Annotated in this window: 17 protein-coding genes; 4 read left to right on the forward strand and 13 right to left on the reverse strand. The window is 43.0% G+C overall.

Translation table 11 applies throughout. The features are described 5' to 3' along the window. Positions 1 to 315, forward strand: a 315-nt coding sequence (locus tag BLT94_RS12460) for an integrase core domain-containing protein (protein ID WP_139169026.1), incomplete at its 5' end; no start/stop codon positions are given. On the opposite strand, the gene BLT94_RS12465 is transcribed toward BLT94_RS12460, so the two are convergent. The 11 genes from BLT94_RS12465 to BLT94_RS12515 all read right to left on the reverse strand — a co-directional run bounded on the left by BLT94_RS12465 (position 312) and on the right by BLT94_RS12515 (position 10,174). Then, positions 312 to 503 carry an AAA family ATPase gene (locus BLT94_RS12465; protein WP_092234628.1) on the reverse strand — a complete coding sequence of 64 codons (192 nt, stop codon included), beginning with the start codon at positions 501 to 503 and terminating at the stop codon, positions 312 to 314. The two genes, BLT94_RS12460 and BLT94_RS12465, sit on opposite strands and share 4 nt — an antisense overlap. Continuing rightward, entirely contained in the window at positions 485 to 2,632 is a 2,148-nt protein-coding gene (locus BLT94_RS12470; RefSeq protein WP_092234631.1) for an ATP-dependent nuclease, read from the reverse strand. Before BLT94_RS12470 ends, BLT94_RS12465 begins: the two co-directional genes overlap by 19 nt. Positions 2,633 to 2,897: 265 nt before the next feature. Then, entirely contained in the window at positions 2,898 to 3,818 is a 921-nt protein-coding gene (locus tag BLT94_RS12475) for a UbiA family prenyltransferase (protein WP_175530347.1), read from the reverse strand. After that, on the reverse strand, positions 3,808 to 4,419 hold the full coding sequence (coxB, locus tag BLT94_RS12480; RefSeq protein ID WP_092234637.1) for a cytochrome c oxidase subunit II: 612 nt from the start codon (positions 4,417 to 4,419) through the stop codon (positions 3,808 to 3,810). Before coxB ends, BLT94_RS12475 begins: the two co-directional genes overlap by 11 nt. A gap of 7 nt (positions 4,420 to 4,426) precedes the next feature. Next, positions 4,427 to 4,714, reverse strand: a complete 288-nt coding sequence (locus BLT94_RS12485) for a cytochrome C oxidase subunit IV family protein (protein WP_014957035.1) — start codon at positions 4,712 to 4,714, stop codon at positions 4,427 to 4,429. Between the two features lie 124 nt (positions 4,715 to 4,838). Next, complete coding sequence (locus BLT94_RS12490; protein WP_092234640.1) at positions 4,839 to 5,435, reverse strand: cytochrome c oxidase subunit 3 family protein; 597 nt, start codon at positions 5,433 to 5,435, stop codon at positions 4,839 to 4,841. A gap of 40 nt (positions 5,436 to 5,475) precedes the next feature. Continuing rightward, on the reverse strand, positions 5,476 to 7,104 hold the full coding sequence (locus tag BLT94_RS12495; RefSeq protein ID WP_092234643.1) for a cytochrome c oxidase subunit I: 1,629 nt from the start codon (positions 7,102 to 7,104) through the stop codon (positions 5,476 to 5,478). A 17-nt stretch (positions 7,105 to 7,121) separates the two neighbouring features. Further along, entirely contained in the window at positions 7,122 to 8,084 is a 963-nt protein-coding gene (locus BLT94_RS12500) for an SCO family protein (protein WP_014957032.1), read from the reverse strand. Then, a complete protein-coding gene (locus tag BLT94_RS12505; protein WP_014957031.1) occupies positions 8,081 to 8,626 on the reverse strand; it encodes a DOMON domain-containing protein in 546 nt (181 codons plus the stop codon). Before BLT94_RS12505 ends, BLT94_RS12500 begins: the two co-directional genes overlap by 4 nt. Before the next feature lie 15 nt (positions 8,627 to 8,641). Beyond that, positions 8,642 to 9,067: a DUF2231 domain-containing protein gene (locus BLT94_RS12510; protein WP_014957030.1), complete on the reverse strand. Its 426-nt coding sequence runs from the start codon at positions 9,065 to 9,067 to the stop codon at positions 8,642 to 8,644. A gap of 294 nt (positions 9,068 to 9,361) precedes the next feature. Beyond that, positions 9,362 to 10,174, reverse strand: a complete 813-nt coding sequence (locus BLT94_RS12515; RefSeq protein WP_092234646.1) for a thioesterase family protein — start codon at positions 10,172 to 10,174, stop codon at positions 9,362 to 9,364. Positions 10,175 to 10,334: 160 nt separating this feature from the next. Between BLT94_RS12515 and yqeC the strand changes: the two genes are divergently transcribed. Genes yqeC through BLT94_RS12530 form a run of 3 tightly spaced genes read left to right on the forward strand, consistent with a single transcriptional unit; the run spans position 10,335 to position 12,798 of the window. Beyond that, on the forward strand, positions 10,335 to 11,135 hold the full coding sequence (gene yqeC / locus BLT94_RS12520) for a selenium cofactor biosynthesis protein YqeC (protein WP_092234649.1): 801 nt from the start codon (positions 10,335 to 10,337) through the stop codon (positions 11,133 to 11,135). Then, complete coding sequence (locus tag BLT94_RS12525) at positions 11,135 to 12,199, forward strand: XdhC family aldehyde oxidoreductase maturation factor (protein WP_014957027.1); 1,065 nt, start codon at positions 11,135 to 11,137, stop codon at positions 12,197 to 12,199. The genes yqeC and BLT94_RS12525 overlap by 1 nt, the downstream gene beginning before the upstream one ends. After that, on the forward strand, positions 12,196 to 12,798 hold the full coding sequence (locus BLT94_RS12530; RefSeq protein ID WP_092234652.1) for a nucleotidyltransferase family protein: 603 nt from the start codon (positions 12,196 to 12,198) through the stop codon (positions 12,796 to 12,798). Before BLT94_RS12525 ends, BLT94_RS12530 begins: the two co-directional genes overlap by 4 nt. An 88-nt stretch (positions 12,799 to 12,886) precedes the next feature. Here the strand turns inward: BLT94_RS12530 and BLT94_RS12535 are convergent, their stop codons facing one another. Both BLT94_RS12535 and BLT94_RS12540 read right to left on the reverse strand, forming a co-directional pair. Further along, positions 12,887 to 14,734 carry an acyl-CoA dehydrogenase gene (locus BLT94_RS12535; RefSeq protein WP_092234655.1) on the reverse strand — a complete coding sequence of 616 codons (1,848 nt, stop codon included), beginning with the start codon at positions 14,732 to 14,734 and terminating at the stop codon, positions 12,887 to 12,889. Positions 14,735 to 14,983: 249 nt separating this feature from the next. After that, positions 14,984 to 16,345, reverse strand: a complete 1,362-nt coding sequence (locus BLT94_RS12540) for a xanthine/uracil/vitamin C permease (RefSeq protein ID WP_092234658.1) — start codon at positions 16,343 to 16,345, stop codon at positions 14,984 to 14,986. Positions 16,346 to 16,381: the final 36 nt, after the last annotated feature.

Genomic DNA, 16,381 nt, shown 5'->3' on the forward strand with positions numbered 1-16,381 from the left:
TTCAAGACTTTGAAATATTGCCCTCAATTCCCCAGCCGATTTGGGTCAATTGAAGATGCCAGGGTGTTTTGCCAGGATTTCTTTGAATATTACAATAAAGAGCATCATCATTCTGGGATCGGATTGGTAACTCCTGAGCAACTTCACTATGGATTAGCACAAGACGTTTATGACCGGCGTTGTATTATTCTTGAAAATGCTTTTAAGAAAAATCCTGAACGATTCAGAAAGAAAAAACCCCTACCACCGGCTTTACCGGATGCGGCTTGGATCAATAAACCAAAACAGGAAAAAATTGATGTGATTAGAGCTTAATTTATTGCAAATGGTGTCTCATTTCTATTGACACATTCCGTCAATGCTTTAAGTATTTCAACTAAGGTATAGGTTTTTCCGCTTCCGGCACCACCACTTAATAGAAAATTTTTACCTTGTTTTATTAATTCAATGACCTGTTGGGCTTCTATACTATTTTTTGAAAAATTCAATTTTTTCTCAACCATTCCAGCCCCTCTTTGATATATTCAGGTGTTTGCCAATTTGAAAACTCCATTCCATTTTCTGTTAAACTGTTTAATAATATTTCAATGGCAAGAGAGGGCTTACTACCGACCGCCTTTTCTGAAAAAATAAAGGCGTCCACTTCAGGATCATCTTCAATGTATTTATCAAACCATTTTTTAGTTAAAGATGGGAATAATGAGGCATCCTCACCGAGCAAAGTTTTATTCAAATTGAAGAAGGAATCTTCAAAGCTGCGACCATGATATCCGTTTTCATTCGTTTGATAAACTAATAAAAGAGAACCATTTTCATCAGACTGCCAGCACCCTTCTGACTTTTTGAGCGTTTTTTTGTTAATCGTTAAGTCTTTGAAAAACTGCAATTCGTCAGTTGGCTTTCCATGAAAGAATAAAAGAGAATTATTGGTTGTCTTTTGTGCTTTGTCATTATCAGGTCGGCATTTGATTTCTTCGGTCTTTACGTTTCCATTACCATATTTTTTAGGAGTTTCACCATCCTCTTCATACTGAACTTCATCATACGAACTGTCGATATCAGTGATAATTAAAGTTTTTACCCCAATAAAAGATATAAACCTCTCGAAGGTCTGAGAATGAGCGCCAACCTCCACAATCGATATATTTTGAGATAACAATGGAACATAATCACTCTCACTATCTTCCTGATCGACCTTTTTCATCATTGCAGGTATCAAAATTCTTTCAGTATCACCTTCTATGAGGATCACTTTATCAGCAAAAAAGAGTTCTGCTCTATTCAGAGTAAGATACTGTTTAAGAAATTTAAAATGCTGTTTATATAATTTATCTTCATCATCATTTTTAGAACTGTACTCGTCTTTAAGAGATTTTAAGTTTTTGGATTCAACTTCATTGGTCTCAATACTTTTTTTCAAGAATTTAACATCATCAAAATCACATTCCGCAACAATGTGCGAAGAGTGAGTACTGATAGCTGTTTGTAATTGAATTTCAACACCATCATCTCGCATGCGACTTTCTTTTAATAACGATTTGATGTTTTTAATAAAAATATATTGCATTTGAGGATGCGTGTGGGCTTCTGGTTCTTCAATAAATAGTAAGTTTATTGCAGCCGGTTTTTCCTGGGGGGATCGTCTGAAGTCACTAAGCAAAACCTCAATATCAAAAATCATGCTTATCAAGTTCATATATCCTAAACCATTATAATGTTCAGGTAGATCATAATTTTCATGTGAATAAAGGACTGTAGTATTCCCTTCTAACAATTCTCGGTGTTGAAGAGTAGATGCTATTTTTATATCGGTCTCATTTTCTTTAATGCCGCCGAATTTGGCAACTTTAGCAAGTAAAGAAGCAAACATACTGCCATATATACTGCTCAGATCTTTGTCAGTATCACGTAATTTTTTCTTGAAGTCATCAACAGCGTTTTCCTGATCATCGTTTTTTGATGTTTTTCGATATATACGTGATGTTTGTGCAGAAAGTGTTTTGTCATTATCCTTATTCGTAACATTACGTTTTGCACTAATAAATCTAAATGATATCACGTCTTTTAAATTAATGCCGTCCTTCACTAAATCTGTGAAAATTTCCTCATTTTCAAAAGATAGGCTTCTCTTTTTGATAGGATCAAAATATTTTGTTTGGTTCTCACTGAGGAATGCAATGGGATCATTACTATATTTTTCTTTATCCTTCTGATAGGCAGACTTCATATCAATTAATTTTGAGTAGCTAATATTATACTCAAAAGATAAGATGATATTATCATCTTTAGGGTCTAAGCTCATTATCAAAGAGCTAACTTGCGACAAATCATCTAAGTCATCATATTTTATGAAAATCTTAAGACTAATACCTATCGGGACATAGTCTTTTTCGCTTGCGAGTTCTTTGCTCCCTTGTATCAATTCTGCTAATTGCTTTTTTAGCTCGACATTGAAATCATTGATGGTAATTTTTTTATTATCCGAAGCGTTTATGAATTTATCTAACGCAGTAAGAATTGATGTTTTGCCTGTGTTATTTTTACCAATGATTAATGAAATTTCTTTCTCTAAATCCAGTGAGAACTTTTTCAACAACCTGAAATTTTTAATTTCAATCTTATCTATCTTCATAAATGCTATCCTTTGGTTTTTACATCAACCTTATACTAGGAGGGTTACAGAATTTTACTGTGGGTCTGCATCAATAATTAGTGTCTTATTCCCTTGCTCTGCGAGAACAAGTAAATGTACAGATCTGGATATCATGTAAAAATGGATGGTATCCTACTCAAACCGATTGAAAACTTTGACCGTAATTCAGTACTAATATTTATGATAGATGTAAAGAAATATTCAAATAAAATTATCAAAAGTTTTTCTTATTACGCTGCACTTGTCACAGCAGACAATTATCACAAATTCCAGCACCCAGAAAAAAAAGCACAGACAGATTAATGGAGGCAAAGGCAAACGGCAGATTCCATTTGCCGGATTTAATTACCATTATTGAAACAAGCAAAGGAATCATAACGGCATTCAACCCGGAAAGATTTGATAACAAAGGATTTTTTATGGAGCCGTTCAGCAAAAACAGCAGGATTGCAAGGCTGTAGAGGCTTGTCCAGATCAGGATTTGCAGCTTTATTTCGTTTGGAGAAAAGATTTTTGTAAAACAGGGGAACCGGTTGTAACCGGCCATTCCGGATGGGGACGGTTTGGTTTTTAACAGAATGATGAAAAAATGAGGTATCTGCCATAGTCCCATAACCACCATGATCATCAGGATATGGGGATCAGACAAAGGCTTTCCTGCGGCAGCCCATCCGATCAGCAGCGGAAGCATGCCGCACAGGGTTCCGGGAACAATGGCCAGCAAAGATTGTTTTTTTAAAGGGGTATACAGACCATTGTAAGCGATCACGGCCATGCCCCCCCAGAAAAAACAAAAAAGTCCTGTAAACAGCAAAAGTCCCAAAAGCCCGAACCCGATCATCACTATGGCAATAAATGCTGCATGTAAGACGGGTACTTTTTTTTGGGGCAAGCTTCTGCGGCGTGTTCTGAAAAAAAATCCATCATATACCCTGTCCTGGATATTGTTCAAAACAGCAGATCCACAGGCCAGTACCAGCACTAAAATGCCTACCAAAAGCGACTCAAAGGAAAAACTTTGACAGGCCATAACATGGCCGAACACGGCGGAAAGACCGATATAGAGACACAGATGCAGTTTAAACAATTCCAGGTAATGCGTTATCGCATGAAAGGAACCTGAACCCCCTGCCTGCACAACCAGGTCGGTTTTGTTACCACTCATCTTCCTGGTTGACCCATTTTTCATATTCTTCTTGAGAAACCACCCGGACCACCCCTGTCATGTCGGAATGGCCCGTGCCGCAAAACTCGGTACACTGGAAAAAGTATTCCCCTGTCTTTTCCGGCAAAAACCAGGCATAGGTATGAAGACCTTTCACCGCATCCACCTTGACCCTGAAGGCGGGAATAAAAATGCTGTGGATCACATCAGCCGAGGTAATGTTTAATTTCACGGGCGTGTTCACCGGCACCACGATTTCGCTTTCCGTCTCTTTGTCGTTGGGATAATAAAACAGCCATGAAAATGACTGGCCGATCACTTCTATTTCAAGGGCGCCTTCGGGAACATTTCTCAAGCCGGTATAGGATCTCCACCCGGACACAAACATGGACAGTGCGATAATGGTAGGCAGGACAATCCAGACCGTTTCCAAGAGCAGATTTCCACGAATATCCGACGGGCTTGGATGTTTGCTGCGCCGATACCGGATCACAAACCAGATCATCACAAGGGTGATGGCAAACAAAAAAACAAACGAAAAACCGATAATAAAATAAAAAGACCGGTCCACCAAAGCAACCGGATTTACAATATCATTCATCTCCACCTCATCTGAATGCAACATCCCAGAATGTAAAACTGATCATGATGCCGAGAAAAAAAATAGTTCCGAGAAAAGAAAGTAAAAGTACCCTGCCTTCAAATTTCATGTGCATGAAAAAAAGCAGCACAAAGGACGCTTTGACGGATGCAATCAAAAGGGTGATCCAGACATTGAGCTTTCCCAGATCCATAAAAGACACGGCCACAGTGATACCGGTAAACATCAATAATACCAGAAGAACATTAAAAAGCGTTTTATATTCAAAAAAATGCTGTAACGGTTTATTTTCCATGGACTGTCTCCTGTATAATCTTCCAAATAACGGCCATGTCAGATTGATCTGCCACAACAAGAGATGAAAGAGATTGATTCCAACAGATTATAAGTTCTTTCATATAAAACGTCATAATCGCTTCCTAAATCACCAAATAAAATAAAGGAAAAATAAAAATCCAGATCAAATCCACCAGATGCCAGTAAAGCCCTGAATTTTCAAGCATGGCAAACCGGTCATGAGTAATTTTTTTTCTTATAACCATCACAAGACTGATCAACAAAAGTGTCATGCCGATAACAATATGAACACCGTGCAGCCCTGTTATCACATAATAAAGCCCGAAAAACATATTCTGACCGGGAGGACCATCCACCAATTTTTCCGAATTGGGAAAAATTCCATATTCTATTTTGTGACTCCATTCAAAATACTTGTTGACCAGAAATACAAGGCCGCACAAAAGGGCCGTCAAAATCCCGGCCATGACCCATTTTTTTTCTTTTTTTTGAATCGCCGTAATGGATGCTGCCACGGCAAAACTTGAAACCAGCAAAATGACGGTATTTACAACGCCGAAAAGGCGGTTCAATTCTTTGCCGCCATCCACAAAATCACTGGTGTACCTTGCAAAATATACGGCATACAGAACAAAAAGGCCGCCAAAAAGGATGATCTCCGTATAAAGGAAAAGCCACATGCCCAGCTTTTTACCGGATTCATCAAGAGAAGAGGACATTTATGCTCCTTTATTTTTCATTTCATTTTTTTCATTCTTTTCATTTTTTTTGGGAGGCATATCGTTCCACAACCCCTGTAAAATCATAGGGGTAAGCCAACACCTCGGGTTCTGTTATAAAGTTATGAAGCGGCGGCGGAGAGGGTGTCTGCCACTCAAGAGTTGTGCCTCCCCATGGATCAGAAACCGCATCCCGTTGTTTTCTAAAGGAAAGCATCAGGTTGGTCATCATTAAAAAGATCCCGATAATCATGAAAAAAGCACCAAATCCTGCAAAAAAATTACCGGTTGCATATTGCGGCAGATAATCAAAATAGCGCCTGGGCATTCCCTGCAGCCCCAGAATGAACATGGGCACATAGTGAAGCACAAACCCGCCCGTAACAAGGATGGCACCGATATAGGCCCGTTTAAAATCATACATGCGCCCGAACATTTTGGGCCACCAATAATGCAGTGCTGCGAAAAATGCAAACCCGGTTCCGCCGAACATGGTGAAATGGAAATGGGCCACCACAAAATGGGTATCATGGACATGAATATCTGTTCCGGCGGCTCCCAGGACAAGGCCGGTCAACCCGCCCACTGAAAACAGATAAATAAAGCATAAGGCTAAAAACAGGGGCGGTGCCATCTGTATCGAACCTTTATACAGGGTGGACACCCATGAAAACACCTTGATGGCCGAAGGGATTGCCACCACAAAAGTCAGCAGAGAAAATACGAAAATAGCCGTATCGCTCATCCCGCTGGTATACATATGATGAGCCCAGACAAGGGAGCCTGCAATGGCAATGGCCATGGAGGAAGCCACAATGGCTTTGTATCCGAATATGGATTTGCGTGAAAACACGGGAATAATTTCCGAGATAACCCCCATACCAGGCAGGATCATGATATAAACAGCCGGATGGGAATACATCCAGAACAGGTGCTGGTATAAAATCGGGTCCCCTCCCCTGTACGGATCAAAAAGCCCTACTCCGACATAACGTTCAATGATTACCAGCAACAGTGTGATGGAAACCACGGGCGTTGCCAGCAGCTGAACCCAGGATGTGGCATACAAGGTCCAGGTGAACAAAGGGATCTGCATCCAGCCCATATCTTTTCTTTTCATCTTGTGTACTGTGGTGATAAAATTCAAGCCCGTTAGCATGGAGGCCATCCCCAGGACAAATGCGGCAAAAACCGCCGTGGAAACATTGGTGTTGGTTGAAATGGAGAACGGCACATAAAAGGTCCATCCAGTGTCGGCAAATCCGTCTGAAAAAAGAGATATGATGGCAATGGCCCCGCCGCTCATATACAGATACCAGGACAAAAGATTCAGTTTTGGAAAAAAAACGTCATCAGTTCCGATCTGCATGGGCAAAAAAAAATTTCCAAAAATAGCAGGTATACCAGGAATGATGAACAGAAAAATCATGATAACCCCGTGAAGGGTAAACATTGAATTGTATATTTCAGAGCCTATAACCGTTTCACCGGGAAACATGAGTTCCAGACGAAGAAGCCCCCCCAAAAGGACGGCCAGCAAAAACCAGAAAAGGATTGAAAACATATACATCAATCCAATGCGCTTGTGATCAGTTGTGATCAGCCAGGACCACACACCCTTATACCTTGCCGGTGAAGGGGTTTCAAAAAAAGATGTTGCACCTTCCATAAACTCCTCACAAACTCTTACGAATTTTCATTTTTAAATACTGTTTTATCTTTTTTACTCTTGTCTCTTTTTGACGGATACAGCAAAAATATAATAAATCCAAGCACAAGTATCAGGATAGCTGTTCCAACAATCCGAAACATCTTAAAAACATAGGTCTTCTTCTGGGGGTCATAATCAAAACAAAATGACAACACACCTCTTTTGATTGAAATACCGGGTTCTCCCCTGTCGGCTTCGCTGATTGCCATCCCAAGATCAAAAGGCAAAAAATTGGGTCCGTACAGATACCGGATAATTTTCCCGTCCTTAGCAAGAACCACAAGCACGGAGGGATGGACATAAAAATGGGGTTTTGTCTTGATAAAATAATATCCCAGGGAATCGGTCAGTTTATGGATATTCTCATTATCCCCGGTCAGATAAAACCAGTTTTCCAGGGGAAAATCCCGTTTTATCAGGTTGCTGTAATTTGTTTTGGCGATATTTGCATGTGTATGATCTTCATCATCGGCAAAACCCAGGGTAACCACATTAAATTCCTTGCCCGGTATCTGATCCACAAAGTTCAGGGCATTTGCCAGGTCTGCCTGCAAAAAATCACAGACAGAGGGGCACATAAAATAAACTGGAAGCAATACAACCGGCTTGTCAAAAATAGTTTCAAGCTTGATCGGATTGCCATTATCATCTTTAAAACGGGTGTCCAGGGCCGCATATTTCCCCAATTGTTCTTCAACCTTAATCTGCTGGGTGAGTGCGGGTTCCTGTTTTTCGGTTTCCATGACCATTTGGGTGTGATCATGAATGCTTTGATCAGGTTCTCCCTCGCCGACCATTACATCCTGACGGGGTGTTGCCGTCCCGTGATCAGGATGCATTTGCTCGTGATTGGTTTCTGCCTGAGCCACCGGCAAAAAGGTCAGCCAGACGGCCAGAAAAAAGGCAAAAAATATGGGGCTGGATCTTACGGGTATCATTTAATCTTCTTGTTTTCACCAGTTGAAAAATTAATTTCATAAATGGTACGAAAGGGATGGCGGTTTCTGAAAGAATCTTTTCCCGCACCATAAGCCAGCATCACTTTTGTTGTTCCTTCCTGTTTAATGGGTTTATCATAGGCGTCACCCGTATCCAGGGGCAATGAAAATGAAATGGTTGTGATCCCGTCTGCTTCTGAGCCTGCAGGATTCAGTACATCATTTTTCCCTCCCATTTCCTCATCACTTTTGTGCCCTCTTTTCCTGTTGCCATAATGATCTTCAACTTTGAACTTACCCTCCTTGACCGCGCCAATAATAATATTGGCTCCCTGCATGGCCTTTTCCGGATCAAATCCAACCGCTACCCAGCCGGTTGTCTTTGCTGACATTTGGACATGGATCTGTTCTCCTTCAATGGTCCATGAAAATTGCATATCTTTTACTTCAAGGGTATGCTGGTAGTCCATTGCGTACAACGGCAACAAACTTAAAAAAAATACAGTTGCCGCAATTGAAATAATAAAATAATTTTTCGTCATGAGTATTACTCCTTATTATCCATATTGAAGTTCACCGCCTGAAAATCCAAGACCGACGGCCAAAAAAACGATAACAATATAAAAAAGCGTCTTTTTATCAAACTTAGGGTTTTCAGGATCATCTGTAATGACAATAATCGCAAGGACAACAGTCAGAATAACTGCAAGAATCATTTTCAAAACAATCAAAAATTCCCACTGCCCCATATAGGTATGCTGCCAGTCCAGGTAACCTGTAAAAGCGGTTGGAAACACCCCTAAAAGCCCTAACACAACACAATGATACCCCGTTTTTGCCAGAAATCTCAATTTGGGCAGAAAAGAGGCCAGCCGGAAAATGACCGCTCCCATTACCATTCCCATGGGAATATGAGTTAATGCAGGATGAAGAGGATGAGTGAATCCGATTTTGTTTAGAAACTCAAAAATAATTTCCGTCATGTTGTCACCTTTGATTTTAGTTTCTCAATATTAAAGACAAATCAAATCCCGTATCAGGATTTTATTTTATCTTCGGTATTTGCTTTTTTCGATAAATAAAAATAGTTTTTGTCTGCGCTTAAGAACACCCACACTGTGTCGGGCTGTTCTTAAAAGATACGTTTAAGGAAGAAACAAGTCAAGGAAATTAACCGTTTCAAAAGAGAAATTTCCAACAGAAAAAACATTAATCATACATAACTTTTTTTATTGACAACTCATAATATGGCGACTGCTTTTTTTATATTTTAAGCATTACTCTTTTATTTTCCTGTATTTTGAAATCTGCCTGGAAACAGCTACAAGTTCACCATGGGTATTCCACAATTCCCCGTCTTCCTCCACAAGACCGCCACTGACAAAACGGCTTTTAAATATGCCTTTCAATATCTGGGTATCGGGAACTTTCCTGATATTAACGGATAACTCAATGGTAGGAACCCATGTCGAAGGACCAAATTTTGCAAAAACCGGAGGCGGATAGGTATCGGCAAACAATAAAATTGCCGGGATATCAATTTTACGCTTCTCTTTAAAGCGGACCCACCCCTTGAATTCAGATCGCCCGGAACGCTCTCCTGTAAGCCATCCCGCACAGGACGGGTCCAGCCTCAGGTCAACATTGTCAAACAATGCATTGTCCGGCGTCACCGGAACCTGGAAACATTCTTCAAAAGAGGCTATGACCGGCGGACCGGTTTCATATTCGCACAAGACATCTTCGTTAACATCCGAAGAAAATGTCCCCATGGCACGAATTTTTTCCTTCCCCTGCTGTACCAGCCTGACCATGAGTCTTGTAAAATTACCGGATTCAAAAATAACCTCAACATGAGCCAATGCCTTTCCTGGAACGCATTTTGAAATATAGTTTGCCGTAATGACGGGAGTGGCCTTTTGAGTGGAACAATGTTCCATGGCCCTTGCAATCACGGCCATAAGATATCCCCCATTTAACGTACTGCCGGCAATATTCCATTTATCCGACAAGGTTAGAGCAAAAACCTTGGGCCCCGTATCCACCATTTCCAGATCCCTGTCAAACACATGCAGATTTTTCTTGATCATATTATCTTCCAATCAGTATCTCTTTTTTTCTTTAGCACTTGAATTATTAAAAAATTATGAAATAATCATCCCCAAATTAAATATAGCAAGGTACATACATTAAAATGTATTTGGGTTCAATAAATTACCATTTATATGGGAGTAACAATTAATTTTATTTATGATGACAACTTCATTAATTGAAACATTAGGGCTAAAACATCAGGGGCTTATCAGCATTATCGGCGCAGGCGGGAAAACCACCCTGATGTTCCGGCTGGCAAGAGAACTTGCGGATTCCGGCAAAACCGTTCTGACAACAACCACCACCAAAATTTTCATGCCCGGCCCGGACACGTCACCGAAAACCATCATAGCCGGTTCCATTGAAGAACTGATTAAAAAATCAAAATCCGGGCTTAACCGCCACTCTCATTTCTCAGCAGGAAGCAGTCATGATCCTGGCTCTGGAAAATTGAACGGATTTGATCCGGACATCATTGATCAATTGCGGCAGACCAACCTTTTTGACTGGATTATTGTTGAAGCGGACGGTGCCAAACGAAAACCCATGAAAGCCACAGACACACATGAACCCGTGATCCCAACTGCCACAACCCACCTGGTTCTTGTCACAGGGCTTGATGCGGTAGGCCTCCCCCTGGACGAAAACCATGTTCACAGGGCAAACTTATTTTCCAATAACACAGGACTTTGCATGGGAGCCGCCATTGATGAACAGGCCATTGCAACATCCATTGCCATTGAGATAAACAAAGCCGGGGCTTTGGGATGCCCTCAGGTAATGATTGTCTTCCTCAATAAAGCCGATACCCCGGACCGAATAGATGCAGGCCGGAAAATCGGGATGCTTTTGCAGGATAAGACCCAGCTTGACAGAATTATTACAGCCGCACTAAAAGACAATAACCCTGTAAAAGACTGCTTGCCCCCATCAAATAAAAAAAAGGAAAAAAAATAATGGGAAAAAACTTATATCTAAAAGCCTATGACCTGCTTTCATCCGGGAAAAAAATTATCCTTGCCAGAACCATTCGGCGTTCTGGATCAACTCCCAGGGATGTGGGGTCCATGTGCATCATTACGGAAGACGGCGACCTTATCGGAACGGTTGGCGGCGGACTTCTGGAATACAAGGTACAGCAAAAGGCCAAGACCCTGTTAAAGGAAAAAGAATCATTCGTCTACCAGTTTCGCCTGAGCGGTGAGGATCTGGCAGCCGGCGGCATGATCTGCGGAGGAGATGTTGACCTTTACCTGGAACCGCTTTTCCCGGAAAACACTGGCATGGTATCCTTATATAAAGCCATACAGGAACACATTATAAAAAATCGACCTGGCATACTGGTGACCCGGATTAAAGACGGCATACCTGCAATTGATACCGAAGCAAGGCTGTTTTTGGAAACGGACGGCCAAACCCTTGGGAGCATTTCCGGATTGAATCCAAAGCAATTGGCCTTTGACAAAAATATCCCCTATGAACTGATCTCTTCCGGAGACAAAGGGGAGGCTTTTTTTGTGGAAAAAATTGCCCTCAAGCCCCAGGTCTTTATTTTCGGGGCAGGTCACGTCTCGTTGTTTGTGGCGCAATTGGCAAAAATGGTGGGGTTCAGCATCACCGTAATTGATGACAGGCCCGAGTTTGCCAATGAACAACGATTCCCTGAAGCGGATAATATCCTTGTCACGGATCTGAACCAGGCATTTGAACAACTGGAAATTTCTCCGACTTCATATATCCTGATTATCACGCGGGGCCACCTCCATGACAAGGTTGTCCTGCAGCAGGCTCTTTCCACTGCTGCAGGCTATATCGGCATGATCGGCAGTAAAAAGAAGAAAAACACCATATACAAAGCACTGATGGAGGAGGGGTTTTCCAAAGAGCAACTTGAAACGGTTTATTCCCCCATTGGCCTTGAGATCAACGCGGAAACCCCTGAAGAAATTGCCGTCAGCATTGTGGGAGAACTGATTAAAAAACGGGCACCCAAAAAAAAGGCAAAGCAACTTATTTTATGAGTGGCCCGGACAAAAAAATTTCCGGGATCATCCTGGCTGCAGGATCTGCCTCCCGCATGGGAAAAACCAAGCAGCTGCTCCCATTTGGAGAAACCACTCTCCTGGGCCGGGTGATCCAAAATGCCCGGGACTCCCGGCTGCATGAAATCATTGTTGTACTGGGTCACAATGCTGGCAAAATAAGCCGGAGCATTGATTTTGAAGGGACCAGAGTCACCCGGAATACGGCCTATGCCAATGGGCAGAGTACATCCCTTATCAAGGGAGTCGAAGCGGTCTCGTCTGACTGTGATGCCGCCATGTTCCTTCTGGCTGACCAGCCCCTTGTAACTGCCGCCATTATCAACAGACTGGCTGATGCCTTTGAAACCGGCACCGCCCCGATTGTCATCCCCTATTGCAACGGCAAACGGGGCAACCCGGTCATTATTGCCAGGCCGCTGTTTTATCGCCTGGCATCATTATCCGCAGACACCGGGGCAAGGGTCTTGTTTGAAGAATTTAAAGACGTCATATTAAAAGTATCGGTTCCTGACAAGGCCATTCTGGTTGACGTGGATACACCGGCTGATTATCAAACCTTAATATCAAAAAAATGAACATCCAAATCCGAACCACCCGGTGAGACCCAACAACGCTATTTATTGCGGGCAAACCCGGATAAAAGACCAGGTCTGTCCGTAGCAGTTATTTTGACCCAAAAGAGACATCAAGGATATCTTCCACACAAGAGTCACCTTCCAGAATGGCATCCATTTTCCCATAAGCTGCCGGCAGAAGGGTATGAATAAAAAACCTGGCCGATTCAATCTGGCCTGCATAAAAGGCTGCATCCTTATTTTTCTCAGCTTTTGCGGCAACCGCTTTCTTTTCAAGACTGCCAACTTTTTCAACAAGCCTGGGTGCGGCAACAGATGCCCGCCACAAATGCATCCATGCAAAGGTTACATCCCCTGTCACCTCAAGGAAGGGATGAGCAAAGGCATAGGCATTCAGAACTTTCTCGGACCTGGCTCTCTGTCCGATTTTTTGAGCAAGTGCTTCAAGCCTGGATACGGCATGGTCAACTTTTTCAACCAGTGCTTCAATACCCTCAATTGCTTTTGCCTCTTCAATGGTCTTTCTCATCTGGTCAATAAAGTATTTAAAACTTTTGCCTTTGTTCATGCCAAGTTTTCTGCCGATAAGATCCATAGCCTGGATGCCGTTGGTGCCTTCGTAAATCATAAAAATCCTTGAATCCCTCATCAGCTGTTCAACCGGGTATTCACTGATATAACCATAGCCGCCATAGACCTGGACGCCATGGGAGCATACTTCCAGGGCCTTGTCCGTGACATACCCTTTTACAACGGGGGTCAACACTTCAATCAATGCACTGGTATCTGCCCTGAGCCGTTCATCATCCGTGATGCGGACAATGTCGGAACATTTGCCATAATAATAGATCAACGACCGCATCCCTTCCGTGTAAACCTTCATGTTCAACAGCTGGCGTTTCACATCGGGATGCCGAATAATGGTTACATTTTTTGCAGCCGGGTCTTTGCCAGCAAGCAGATATTTTCCCTGAACCCTGTTCCGGGAATAATCAAGGGCATACATATACGCGGCAGACGCCACGGCAAACCCCTGCATGCCGACAAAGGCACGCGCTTCATTCATCATCCGGAACATGGCCGCCATGCCTTTGTTCTCTTCTCCCAGGAGGGTGCCTATACATTCGCCTTTTTCTCCCAGAGAAAGAGAGGCTGTGGCATTGCCGTGAATGCCCATTTTATGTTCCAGGCCCGTACACACGATATTGTTGAAATCCCCCAGATTGCCGTCGTCATTGACATGGTATTTGGGAACCAGGAACAGTGAGATCCCCCTGGTGCCGGCAGGTGCGCCGTCAATCCTGGCCAAAACCGGATGAATAATATTCTCGCACAGATCATGGTCGCCGGCTGAGATAAAAATTTTTGATCCCTGGATGGAATAGGTGCCGTCCGCTTTTTTCGTTGCCGTGGTGGTCAAGGCCCCGACGTCTGATCCTGCCTCGGATTCGGTCAAAAGCATTGTGCCGCCCCAGACACCGGCAAACATTTTTTTCATGTACCGCTTTTTCTGGTCTTCAGTGCCAAAGGCTTCCACCAGCTTTGCCGCACCGTGGGTCATGCCGTAATAGAGCATGAATGCTGAGTTGGCACCCACCATGTATTCCAGGGCAGCACACCCGACAAGTTTCGGCATTCCCTGCCCCCCGACCTCGGGGTCGTCACACATGGCAAGCCATTCGCCTTCACAATAGAGGTTCCAGGCCCGTTTAAAGGATTCGGGCACCGTTACCTTTCCGTTTTCAAGTTTACATCCGATCTCATCCCCGTCCTTAAAAGTGGGAAGAATTTCTTTTATGGCCAGGTTCCTTGCCTCGGAAACGATCAGGTCTATTGTCTTTTTGTTGAATTCATCAAATGATTCATGGTCCACCATCCCGATCTGTTCATGCAGGACAAAATCAACATCCCGTCTGTCAGCGATAAGCTGTGCCATATGTTTTACTCCTTTTATATAATTTTATATGAAAGAACTTCTAACCTGCTGGAATTAGATCTCTTTCATTTTTTTATTGTGGCAGCTTGATCTGCCATGGCCGTTATTACCAGTTTATTTTGGACGCCTGGTCAGAATATTTTACGATAACAAACAGTTACAATTTATCCACCTGAGTTCGTCCTGTGGTGTACCCCTGAGTAATGGCCCCTCCCGGTCCCGGCAAGGGCCGTTACCCAGACAATTGATTTATGTGGTTTCGATTTCAACCACCACTTTTTTTGAAGCCTTGAATTTACTTTCCAAAAAGATATGCAGCACAACACCTACCCCAAGGCCCCATGCAGCCCCATGCATTGCAAGGACAACCGCCATGGTGCCGGCCACACCCAGTTCCAATGGCTCCTTGATCTGCTTGAATGCTGTAATGATGCACAGATATCCGGTAACTACCATGGTCAAAGAAAGTCCAAGGGGCAGAAACGGCTTGAAAAAGCTGACAAGGGGCAAGATGAACAAGGCGATGAATCCTGAAATCCAAAAGGTCCCGCTGCCGCTGAAAATTGAATCCATGGCTTTCCGGCCATGGCGATACCGGTCGGCAACGGTTGCCGTAACGGCAGTCCAGATGGGACCGGCAAGGCCCGGATAAGGCGCAAAAAAAGCATGGAGCAGGTTTCTCATGCCGGTTACCAGATGAATTCTGTCAATATCAATCTCCACCTTTTCATCAGGCCGGCTTTCTTCACAGCTTGCCTTAACCAGAGCCGTCCCCACGATCACATCTCCAAAGGCAATGATATATGCAATAATTGCTGTGGGAATTGCTTTGATAAACATGTCAGCGCTGGGAAAACCCACTGTAAAGGGAAGATATGCCCACATCTGTCTGAAATGCGGGATGGTGATTCCCCATTCAATATCCGGTATGGGATATTCATTGACCAGGATACCGATAAATATGGCAAGTACCATGGCAGGCACCATGCCGTACTTACCCAACATTTGTGCGATTTTATTTTTATTTTTCAATTTTAAAAAGGATACCGAAAAGAGCATATAAAAACAGATCAAACTGCCCAGGCCGATGGCAATGGGCGTTTTGGGAATGCGACCACCCAGTTTCAATTCTCCCATATAAGCGGCAACACCGGCTCCCAGAAGAATTCCCGCCTTGATGGAGGCAGGAACCTTTGTCACCACTTTACTGCTGAGTCTGGTGATTCCCAACAAAAGGAAAATGGCTGCCACAAGAAGCTGAAGGGCAACCAGGGCCTGAATCGCTTCAGGCCCCGGTGTAAATTGCCCCAGATAGAGGAGAACCACAGGAATAGCAGGGGTAATCCAGCCCGGCACCATAGAGACACCCAGAAAAGCCGGCATCATAAAACCAATCCCGCAGACAAAAGTATAGGCAAGCGCGATCTCATAGGGAAGGCCCAGGTATTTTTGCAAAAGCGGTATCATTGCAAGACTTACAACAAAAAGAATAAGGGCCTGTACAAATTCCACCGGCTCCCATCGATAATGAACAAGGGGCAGTCTTATTTTGAAAGGACCAAAGGGCCAGTAAGGTTGTTCTTCACCATTTTGGCGTTTATAAATGGACATGTTGACTTCCTTTCTAATCTTTAAAATAGAATATTT

It is taken from the genome of Desulfobacula phenolica (assembly GCF_900105645.1).
Classification (GTDB): Bacteria; Desulfobacterota; Desulfobacteria; order Desulfobacterales; family Desulfobacteraceae; genus Desulfobacula; species Desulfobacula toluolica.

What these genes read in the sequence shown, in the direction of transcription:
- BLT94_RS12530 (WP_092234652.1), top strand. Translation starts at nt 12,196, where the DNA reads ATGAGTGGCCCGGACAAAAAAATTTCCGGGATCATCCTGGCTGCAGGA.
- BLT94_RS12495 (WP_092234643.1), bottom strand. Translation starts at nt 7,104, where the DNA reads ATGGAAGGTGCAACATCTTTTTTTGAAACCCCTTCACCGGCAAGGTAT.
- BLT94_RS12470 (WP_092234631.1), bottom strand. Translation starts at nt 2,632, where the DNA reads ATGAAGATAGATAAGATTGAAATTAAAAATTTCAGGTTGTTGAAAAAG.
- BLT94_RS12540 (WP_092234658.1), bottom strand. Translation starts at nt 16,345, where the DNA reads ATGTCCATTTATAAACGCCAAAATGGTGAAGAACAACCTTACTGGCCC.
- BLT94_RS12510 (WP_014957030.1), bottom strand. Translation starts at nt 9,067, where the DNA reads ATGACGGAAATTATTTTTGAGTTTCTAAACAAAATCGGATTCACTCAT.
- BLT94_RS12465 (WP_092234628.1), bottom strand. Translation starts at nt 503, where the DNA reads ATGGTTGAGAAAAAATTGAATTTTTCAAAAAATAGTATAGAAGCCCAA.
- coxB (WP_092234637.1), bottom strand. Translation starts at nt 4,419, where the DNA reads ATGAATGATATTGTAAATCCGGTTGCTTTGGTGGACCGGTCTTTTTAT.
- BLT94_RS12525 (WP_014957027.1), top strand. Translation starts at nt 11,135, where the DNA reads ATGGGAAAAAACTTATATCTAAAAGCCTATGACCTGCTTTCATCCGGG.
- BLT94_RS12485 (WP_014957035.1), bottom strand. Translation starts at nt 4,714, where the DNA reads ATGGAAAATAAACCGTTACAGCATTTTTTTGAATATAAAACGCTTTTT.
- yqeC (WP_092234649.1), top strand. Translation starts at nt 10,335, where the DNA reads ATGATGACAACTTCATTAATTGAAACATTAGGGCTAAAACATCAGGGG.
- BLT94_RS12505 (WP_014957031.1), bottom strand. Translation starts at nt 8,626, where the DNA reads ATGACGAAAAATTATTTTATTATTTCAATTGCGGCAACTGTATTTTTT.
- BLT94_RS12500 (WP_014957032.1), bottom strand. Translation starts at nt 8,084, where the DNA reads ATGATACCCGTAAGATCCAGCCCCATATTTTTTGCCTTTTTTCTGGCC.
- BLT94_RS12475 (WP_175530347.1), bottom strand. Translation starts at nt 3,818, where the DNA reads ATGAGTGGTAACAAAACCGACCTGGTTGTGCAGGCAGGGGGTTCAGGT.
- BLT94_RS12490 (WP_092234640.1), bottom strand. Translation starts at nt 5,435, where the DNA reads ATGTCCTCTTCTCTTGATGAATCCGGTAAAAAGCTGGGCATGTGGCTT.
- BLT94_RS12535 (WP_092234655.1), bottom strand. Translation starts at nt 14,734, where the DNA reads ATGGCACAGCTTATCGCTGACAGACGGGATGTTGATTTTGTCCTGCAT.
- BLT94_RS12515 (WP_092234646.1), bottom strand. Translation starts at nt 10,174, where the DNA reads ATGATCAAGAAAAATCTGCATGTGTTTGACAGGGATCTGGAAATGGTG.